Raw genomic sequence first — 8,517 nt, 5'->3', positions numbered from 1 at the left:
TACTAGTTCAGCTTGTGCAGGTTGACCGTCCAGACGACCGGGCCGAACTGCCCCTGCGAGCGGCCGCTGCACTGGGCGACGTTGTCGGCGCCGCGCTGGCAGACGAGCTGGTCGGCATACCAGCGCGAGCCGTCGTTGCACGATGAATCGCCGTCGCGGATGCGCAGCGTCTGGCCCTCGAAGCGCGCTTGCGCGCGGGTGCGGCAGGCGGTGCGGCCGCGCCGCCATTCGAGCTGGCCGTTGCCGTTGGCGTCGAAGCAGTAGGACGAGATGCCGGGCTGGCCCTGCATCGGCTCGTGGCGGAACGGATCGGTGCGCCAGCAGCCCGACATGAAGGAATAGTCGTTGGTGGGCGCGGGCAGGCGCAGGCGGTTGTCGTTGGGATTGGTCTGGCGCGGCGCCGGCGCTGGAGCGGGCGGCGGCGCGGGCTTGGGTTGCGCCTGAGGTGGCGGTGGCGGGGCGACGGCGACCTGCGGCGGTGGCTTCGGCGGCTCCGGCGGTTTGCAGTCGGCGATGCGCTTCTTGAGCTCGGCTTCGATCAGCGACAGCTCGACCTTGAGGATGCGCTCGCGCGACTGTTCGGTCGAGAAGGCGGCCTTCAGGGTGGGTATCGGGTCGGTTGGCGGTTCGCCGGGCGGCGACGCGGGCGGGCCTTCGCGGGTTGCCAGCGACAGCGATGGATCGGCAGGCAGCAGGTCGCGTAGCAGCCAGGCCGCTCCCAGCAGCAGGAGCATCAACGGCAGGGCGAGCAGCAGGGTGCGCAGCCAGGGGATGGTCGTACTCGCCGGGCGCAGGGCCGGCAGCGCCGTGACGGCGGGCGCTTCGAGCACGGGGCGGCGGCCGACGGGGTTGAGGGCCAGTGGCTCCGGCGGCCGCGGCAGGGTGGCCGGCAGCAACGAAGCGGCGGCTTCCTTCTCGTAGCCCCAGCACACGATCACCGGCCGCTCGCCGACCAGGAAGATGAATGATTGCGCCGGCGCACGCGCGGCGAGCTGCAGCGACAGGCCGACGACGCCCATGTCCTCGCGCGGGCCGGCGCCGGCCAGCGTGTCGCCGAGACGGCGGATCTCAGCCAGCGTGCGCTCGACCCCGGCCAGCACCTCGGCGCGCCGCTCGGCCGTCAGGGCCGACAAGGGCTGCACCGCGCCTGGCCAGTCGGCGTACCAGTCGATCGCCTTGCCGTCCTCGTGCGCCTGCGGATCGGCCAGAAGGCCGGCCGCGTCGTCGCCAAGCCGGCGACGCACCACGCGGCGAAGCTGCGGGGCGGCGTTGTGCAGCGGCTCGCCGCGCACGCCCAGGGGGCGCACACCGCTGCGCGTCGTGACGATCAACGTGGTCTGGCCAGCCATTCCACCGCCAAAATAGCCGGCCGATTATGGCGACGCGATGTCTTCAGCGGGCCGCAGGCCCGCGCGGACCGCGGGCGTCTCGCCCGCTCATGTCTTTCGGAAGCGCGCTGAACTCCAGCGCCAGTTGAATGCTTCAGCTACCAGTCCCGCTTTGACAGGATTGTGCTCCGCATAAACGACTGTTCGGGCCAAGTGCCCTTCGTCCCGCATAAATCGATCAAAGTAGTCGGGATGCCAGAACGGTCCAGACCGGCCGATCTGGCTGTTGGCCCGTTTGGCGGTGAACGACTTCCAGCTGCCGACAATCCCCGTCAGGGAATGCTCATCGACGATCTCGATCACTACGTGAACGTGGTTAGGCATGATGCACCAGCCGAGCAGTCGATAGCGCGCACCGTCGAAATGTATCAGGGCATCTTCGACCATGGACGCGATGTCCGGACGCTTCAGCCAGCAGGCTCCAAGGCCAGCGTCGAGCTCTCGTTCCAGTCGCGGCAACACATGGTCACGGTCCTGAAGAGCCTTCGCGATATGAGCGGGCAAGCTGTCGGCCAGTCGGAAGGTGACAAATTGAACCGTCTCGGTTGAGTCGAAATGAGGGAGGTATCCTCGTGAGTGCCAGCCTTTGGGTTGCATCGATCTCATAAGCGGTCGGGACGCCCGCGGTCCGCGCAGGCCTGCGGCCTGCTGTTAAGACATGAGCTACACCTGCTTCGCCCATTCCCGCAGGACGAACTTCTGGACCTTGCCGGTCGAGGTCATGGGCAGGTCGCGGAAGACGACGTAGCGCGGGCACTTGTAGGAGGCGAGGTTGGCGCGGCAGTGGGCGATGATGTCGTCGGCCGTGGCGGCCGATCCGGGCTTCAGGACGACGAAGGCGCAGGGCGTCTCGCCCCATTTCTCGTCGGGCTTGGCGACCACGGCGACGTTGGCCACCGCCGGATGCTCGATGATCACGCCCTCGACCTCGATGGTCGAGATGTTCTCGCCGCCCGAGATGATGATGTCCTTGGAGCGGTCGCGCAGCTCGATGTAGCCGTCCTCGTGCAACACGCCGAGATCACCGGAATGAAACCAGCCGTGCTCGAACGCCTCGCGCGTCGCCTTGGCGTTCTTCAGGTACCCCTTCATGGTGAGATTGCCGCGGAACATCACCTCGCCCATGGTGGCGCCGTCGCGCGGCACTTCCTTCATGGTCGTGGGGTCCATCACCGTGACGCCGTCCTCGGCGGCATAGCGCACGCCCTGGCGCGCCTTGAGCTGGGCGCGCTCGTGCGACGGCTTGGCATCCCATTCTTCATGCCACGAGCAGATAGTCGCCGGGCCGTAGACCTCGGTGAGCCCATAGACGTGGGTGACGCGGAAATTCTCCTTCTCCAGCGCCTCGAGCACGGCGGCGGGCGGCGGCGCCGCCGCGGTCATGAACTCGACCTTGCGGCTGAGCGGCTGGCGCTCATCCGCCGTGGCGCCGATGATGAACTGCATGATGATGGGCGCGCCGCACATGTGCGTGACGTTGTGCGCGGCCAGCGCATCGTAGATCGTCTTGGCGTTGGCGCGGCGCAGGCAGACCGAGGTGCCGGCGACCAGCGCCAGGGTCCACGGGAAGCACCAGCCGTTGCAATGGAACATCGGCAAGGTCCAGAGATAGACCGGATGGAGGCCCATGGCCCATTGCGTGGCGTTGCCGTAGGCCGACAGCGCCCCGCCGCGATGGCTATAGACCACGCCCTTCGGATTGCCTGTCGTGCCCGACGTATAATTGAGCGAGATCGCGTTCCATTCGTCAGCCGGATAGTCCCAGGCGTAGTCGTCGTCGCCGGTCGCGAGGAATTCCTCGTAGGTCGTGTCGCCGATCTGCGCACGGTCCTCGCACAGCGGGTCGTCGATATCGACGACCAGCGGCTGGACCTTGGCGATGGCCAGCGCCTCGGTCATGACCTTGTGGAACTCGCGGTCGACCAGCAGCACCTTGGTCTCGCTGTGGTCGAGGATGAAGGCAATCATCGCCGCGTCGAGACGCGTGTTCAGCGAGTTCAGCACGCCGCCGGTCATCGGCACGCCAAAATGCGCCTCGTACATCTCGGGGATGTTGGGCGCCATGATCGCCACCGTGTCGCCGACGCCGATGCCGACCTTCTCCAACGCCGAGGCGAGCTGGCGGCAGCGCGCATAGGTCTCGGCCCAGCTCTGCCGACGCGCGCCGTGGATCAGCGCGATGCTATCGGGATAGACGGCCGCGCTGCGCTCGATGAACTGCAAGGGCGTCAGGGCTGCGTAGTTGGCGGGCGTCTTGCCAAGGTCGCGTTCGTAGATGTTGGCCGAGAGCTGCTGCGCCTTGTGCGGCGCGGGCCGCGGCGACGGCATGCGCGTCACTGATGCCCGGTTCTTGACCGAGCGGCGAGGCGCCGGACGTGGGACCGGCTTTGGCGCCGCGACCTTCTTCTTGGCGGCAGGCTTGCGGACGACGGGCTTCTTCGCCTTGGCCGCCTTGCGCTTGGCCGGCTTCTTGCCCTTGCCCGATCCCTGTTTCGACTTGCCCTTGGCCATGCTCGCTTCCCGTTGCCCGACTTCCTCGGCGCCGCGCACTTTCACACAAACGGCCGGGTCTCCACTAGTTTTTCCTTAGCGCACAGACGAGAGCAGGCCGCTACCATCGGCCCATGAGTCCTGTCCTGCTTTCCCCGGGCACCGTGCCGTTGGCAACCTGGCGTGAAATCTATCGTGGCGCGGAGGTCGCTCTCGATCCGGCGGCGTACACCGCGATCGACGCCTCGGCCCGCGCGGTCTCGGCCATCCTCGCCAAGGGCGAGCCCGTGTACGGGATCAACACGGGCTTCGGCAAGCTGGCGAGCGTACGCATCGAGGCCGCCGACCTCGAGAAGCTGCAGCGCAACATCGTGCTGTCGCATGCCGCGGGCGTCGGTCCGCCGATGCCGGTTTCCGTTGCGAGACTTATGATGGCGCTGAAGCTAGCGAGCCTGGCGCAGGGCGCGTCAGGCGTGCGCAGCGGGACCGTACGTCTCTTGGAGGCGCTGCTCGACAAGGGCCTGACACCGGTCGTGCCGTGCCAGGGTTCGGTCGGCGCTTCCGGCGACCTCGCGCCGCTTGCCCACATGTCGGCGACGCTGATCGGCGTCGGCTCGTTCTTCATCGACGGCGCCGTGGTTCCCGCCGACCGGGCGCTGGCCGAGGTCGGCCTGTCGCCGTTGGTGCTGGGCGCCAAGGAAGGCCTCGCCCTCCTGAACGGCACGCAGTTCTCGACCGCCTATGCGCTGGCCGCGCTGTTCGAGACCGAGATGCTGTTCGGCTCCGCCCTGGTCACCGGCGCTCTCGCGACCGACGCGGCGCGCGGCTCCGATGCGCCGTTCGACCCGCGCATCCACGCCCTGCGCCGCCATGCCGGCCAGGTCGAGGCGGCGCACGCGCTGCGCCGCCTGATGGAAGGCTCCGCCATTCGCGTCTCGCACCTGGTCGGCGACGAGCGCGTGCAGGATCCGTACTGTTTGCGCTGCCAGCCGCAGGTCATGGGCGCCGTGCTCGACATCCTGCGCCATGCGGCGGCGACGCTCGCGACCGAGGCCAACGGCGTCACCGACAATCCGCTGATCTTCGCCGACACCAACGAGGCGCTGTCGGGTGGCAACTTCCACGCCGAGCCGGTCGCCTTCGCCGCCGACATCCTGGCCCTGGCGCTCTGCGAGATCGGCTCGCTCACTGAACGGCGCATCGCCATGCTGGTCGATCCCGCCTTGTCGGGCCTGCCCGCGTTCCTGACGCCCAACCCCGGACTCAATTCAGGATTCATGATTCCGCAGGTCACGGCGGCGGCGCTCGTCGCCGAGAACAAGCAGCGCGCCCATCCGGCCAGCATCGATTCGATCCCGACCTCGGCCAACCAGGAAGACCATGTCTCGATGGCGGCGCACGGCGCGCGCCGCCTGATGGAGATGACCGACAATTGCCGGTCGATCATCGGTATCGAGCTCCTGGCGGCGGCGCAGGGCTGCGACTTCCATCATCCGCTGCTCTCCAGTCCGATGCTCGAACGGGTGCGCGAGCTGGTGCGCCGGCACGTGCCGCATCTCGACGACGACCGCCATTTCCAGCCCGATCTCGCCCGCGCCGCCGACCTGGTCGGCCGCGGCGCGCTGATCGATGCGATCGGCGACGATATCCTTCCGTCTCTCGACCGGAGTTCGACATGACCACGCGTCTCGACAACACCCGCACCGTCCGCGCGCCGCGCGGCACCGAACGGACGGCCAAGAGCTGGCTGACCGAAGCGCCATTGCGCATGCTGATGAACAATCTCGATCCCGAAGTCGCCGAGCGGCCGGGCGAGCTTGTGGTCTATGGCGGCATCGGCCGCGCCGCGCGCGACTGGCAGAGCTTCGACCGCATCGTCGCCGCCTTGCGCGATCTCGAGGCCGACGAGACGCTTTTGGTGCAGTCGGGCAAGCCGGTCGGCGTCTTCCGCACGCATGCCGATGCGCCGCGCGTCCTCATCGCCAACTCCAACCTGGTGCCGCACTGGGCGACCTGGGAGCATTTCAACGAGCTCGACCGCAAGGGCCTGATGATGTTCGGCCAGATGACGGCGGGCTCGTGGATCTACATCGGCAGCCAAGGCATCGTGCAGGGCACCTACGAGACCTTCGTCGAGATGGCGCGCCAGCACTATCAAGGGAGTCTCGCCGGCCGCTGGATCCTGACCGCGGGGCTCGGCGGCATGGGCGGCGCGCAGCCGCTGGCCGCGACCATGGCCGGCGCGTCGTGCCTCGCCGTCGAATGCCGGCCGAGCAGCATCGAGTTCCGCCTGCGCACCGGCTATCTCGACAAGCAGGCGCGCGATCTCGATGAGGCGCTGGCAATCATCGGAGAGGCGACCGCACAAAAGAAGGCGGTGTCGGTCGGCCTTTTGGGCAACGCGGCTGACGTGTTGCCGGAACTGCTGCGCCGTGGTGTCAGACCTGATTGCCTGACTGACCAGACCTCAGCGCACGATCCGATCAACGGCTACCTGCCCAAAGGATGGACCTTGGCCGAGTGGGAAGCCAAGCGAGCCAGCGCGCCCGAGGCCGTCGCCAAGGCGGCCAAGCAATCGATGGCGGGACACGTGCGCGCCATGCTGGAGTTCCACAAGCTCGGTGTGCCGACGGTCGACTACGGCAACAACATCCGCCAGGTGGCGCTGGAGGAGGGCGTGGCCGACGCTTTCAGCTATCCGGGCTTCGTGCCGGCCTATATCCGTCCGTTGTTCTGCCGCGGCGTCGGGCCGTTCCGCTGGGCCGCGCTGTCGGGCGATCCCGAGGACATCTATCGCACCGACGCCAAGGTGAAGGAGCTGATGCCGAACAACGCGCATCTGCACAACTGGCTCGACATGGCGAAGAAGCGCATCAAGTTCCAGGGACTGCCGGCGCGCATCTGCTGGGTTGGCCTCGGCGACCGCCATCGCCTGGGCCTCGCCTTCAACGAGATGGTGGCGAAGGGCGAGCTCAAGGCCCCGATCGTCATCGGCCGCGACCATCTCGATTCGGGATCGGTCGCCAGCCCCAACCGCGAGACCGAATCGATGCGCGACGGTTCCGACGCCGTCTCCGACTGGCCGTTGCTGAACGGCCTGCTGAACTGCGCCTCGGGCGCCACCTGGGTGTCGTTGCACCACGGCGGTGGCGTCGGCATGGGGTTCTCGCAGCATGCCGGCATGGTGATCGTCTGCGACGGCACGCCGGAAGCGGCGCGCCGCATCGAGCGCGTGCTGTGGAACGACCCGGCGAGCGGCGTCATGCGCCATGCCGATGCGGGTTACGAAGATGCGATTGCGTGTGCGCGGGAGAAGGGGTTGAAGCTGCTGAACATCTGACCTATCGCGCTTCGGTTCAACGCCTACAGGCACAAGTTGAAACGCGAGCTCGTTGTGCTGAGAGCCGGCAATCCCAGTAGCTAGACCCATCGAAAGTCGGCCAAGACGTGTGTGGGAATGCGGCTATTACGCTCGTCAGGAAAGCCGCGCTGCTAGCTCAATAAGCAGCCACATGATCAGCCAAGCGGCGGCTCGCACATCTTTCAAATATGCATTTGCCTCGGCTAGTTCATGCAGAGCGCGTTCGGCTAGATAGTGGTTGCTATCCATACTTCGCTGGACGCAATCTTTCTTGCGGTTGGCTCGTCTGGATTTCGATATGGCTCGGCGCCGCGTATGTGACGGGGCGATCAGACAGTCATTCGAGTCGTCGTTATCAGTCATAGGGTCCTCTATCGCGACACACGCAGCGATAGGGAAACGCGACGGTAGCCGTATAGGTCGCCCTATTTTGCTACCGTGTCAAAACTCGTATCGGAATTGTCGTCGGGTTTCGCTACTTTGCCAACTCCGTGGGAATGGACGGTAAATAGAGCCAAAGTGGATGGTCTTGATCGCCCTGCAACGGCGTCAGAAAGCCGGGCGCGAGAAAATCATCATACTTGCGGATCAAATCAGGGCTTTTGTCGTTGGGACGACTCGGCAAGTTGATGCCGACTTCGGGTCCGTCAGCCTTGAATCGCCTGATGACGGGCGGACGCTTAGGAGAGGGCGGAAGGTAAGAATCTGGGCGGTCTTTCACGCTCTTGGGGATCGATTTCCAGGCCTGAGCAAACGCGCTAGCCTTCTTCAGATTGCCATATCGCCATTCGGGAGCAGCGTCTTTCTTGAGAAGCCACGCTAGCTGCTTGAACGCAGCAATGTTTGTCGAAGGCATTCCCTTGGCAGCGAGCATACGACGAAGAGCAAGAACGATTTGGACAAGACGCGCGGCGTGGGCATGAGGGTAGTCGACCCTAGTGGGCGGCATCTTCGGCCGGCCGCCCTTCCGTCTTTTTCGCAAAGCAGGAACAAAGTCCTGCATTAGGCAAAACGCGAGTCTAATCCAGCGATCATGCATTTCCTCTTTGCTAACCTTTTGCTGAGCATAGGGATGGTTGAATGTAGGGGTGAAAAAGCCGCCAAAAGGCGGATTTAGGTGGTAGTGAATTGCCAGCGCATCAAGGCATTGGGTGATCGCTTTGCTGTTGTTCAAGTCTATCGGGGCGAGCAATATCGGCGGGTAGTCAGGTAGGACTACAGTTGGCCGCTTCGTCATCGTCGCCCCTCCACATGACGCATCCGTAGATTTCGTCCGTG

Annotated in this window: 6 protein-coding genes; 2 read left to right on the top strand and 4 right to left on the bottom strand. The window is 65.8% G+C overall.

Going from position 1 to position 8,517, the window contains the following annotated elements; all coding sequences use genetic code 11:
• Positions 1 to 2 precede the first annotated feature (2 nt).
• The 3 genes from RSO01_RS07100 to RSO01_RS07090 all read right to left on the bottom strand — a co-directional run bounded on the left by RSO01_RS07100 (position 3) and on the right by RSO01_RS07090 (position 3,716).
• Positions 3 to 1,349 carry a hypothetical protein gene (locus RSO01_RS07100; protein WP_147147612.1) on the bottom strand — a complete coding sequence of 449 codons (1,347 nt, stop codon included), beginning with the start codon at positions 1,347 to 1,349 and terminating at the stop codon, positions 3 to 5.
• Between the two features lie 87 nt (positions 1,350 to 1,436).
• Entirely contained in the window at positions 1,437 to 1,985 is a 549-nt protein-coding gene (locus tag RSO01_RS07095; RefSeq protein WP_218037268.1) for a transposase, read from the bottom strand.
• A gap of 66 nt (positions 1,986 to 2,051) precedes the next feature.
• Positions 2,052 to 3,716, bottom strand: a complete 1,665-nt coding sequence (locus tag RSO01_RS07090) for an acyl-CoA synthetase (RefSeq protein ID WP_147147617.1) — start codon at positions 3,714 to 3,716, stop codon at positions 2,052 to 2,054.
• 296 nt (positions 3,717 to 4,012) lie between these two features.
• Between RSO01_RS07090 and hutH the strand changes: the two genes are divergently transcribed.
• The gene (gene hutH / locus RSO01_RS07085; RefSeq protein ID WP_147147609.1) at positions 4,013 to 5,557 is read left to right on the top strand and encodes a histidine ammonia-lyase; all 1,545 of its coding nucleotides are present in this window, start codon (positions 4,013 to 4,015) and stop codon (positions 5,555 to 5,557) included.
• On the top strand, positions 5,554 to 7,218 hold the full coding sequence (gene hutU / locus RSO01_RS07080) for a urocanate hydratase (RefSeq protein WP_147147607.1): 1,665 nt from the start codon (positions 5,554 to 5,556) through the stop codon (positions 7,216 to 7,218). The genes hutH and hutU overlap by 4 nt, the downstream gene beginning before the upstream one ends.
• Before the next feature lie 496 nt (positions 7,219 to 7,714).
• Here hutU and RSO01_RS07075 read toward each other — a convergent pair whose 3' ends face one another.
• Entirely contained in the window at positions 7,715 to 8,476 is a 762-nt protein-coding gene (locus RSO01_RS07075) for a hypothetical protein (RefSeq protein ID WP_147147605.1), read from the bottom strand.
• Positions 8,477 to 8,517: the final 41 nt, after the last annotated feature.

Origin of the sequence: Reyranella soli (genome assembly GCF_007992495.1) — a bacterium.
Classification (GTDB): Bacteria; Pseudomonadota; Alphaproteobacteria; order Reyranellales; family Reyranellaceae; genus Reyranella; species Reyranella soli.
Note: the sequence above shows the minus strand (reverse complement) of the source record. Positions and strands in the feature narration are given on the sequence as shown.

Excerpts from the sequence above, each read along its gene's own strand:
- RSO01_RS07100 (WP_147147612.1), bottom strand. The coding sequence starts at position 1,349 with ATGGCTGGCCAGACCACGTTGATCGTCACGACGCGCAGCGGTGTGCGC.
- RSO01_RS07095 (WP_218037268.1), bottom strand. The coding sequence starts at position 1,985 with ATGCAACCCAAAGGCTGGCACTCACGAGGATACCTCCCTCATTTCGAC.
- RSO01_RS07090 (WP_147147617.1), bottom strand. The coding sequence starts at position 3,716 with ATGCCGTCGCCGCGGCCCGCGCCGCACAAGGCGCAGCAGCTCTCGGCC.
- hutH (WP_147147609.1), top strand. The coding sequence starts at position 4,013 with ATGAGTCCTGTCCTGCTTTCCCCGGGCACCGTGCCGTTGGCAACCTGG.
- hutU (WP_147147607.1), top strand. The coding sequence starts at position 5,554 with ATGACCACGCGTCTCGACAACACCCGCACCGTCCGCGCGCCGCGCGGC.
- RSO01_RS07075 (WP_147147605.1), bottom strand. The coding sequence starts at position 8,476 with ATGACGAAGCGGCCAACTGTAGTCCTACCTGACTACCCGCCGATATTG.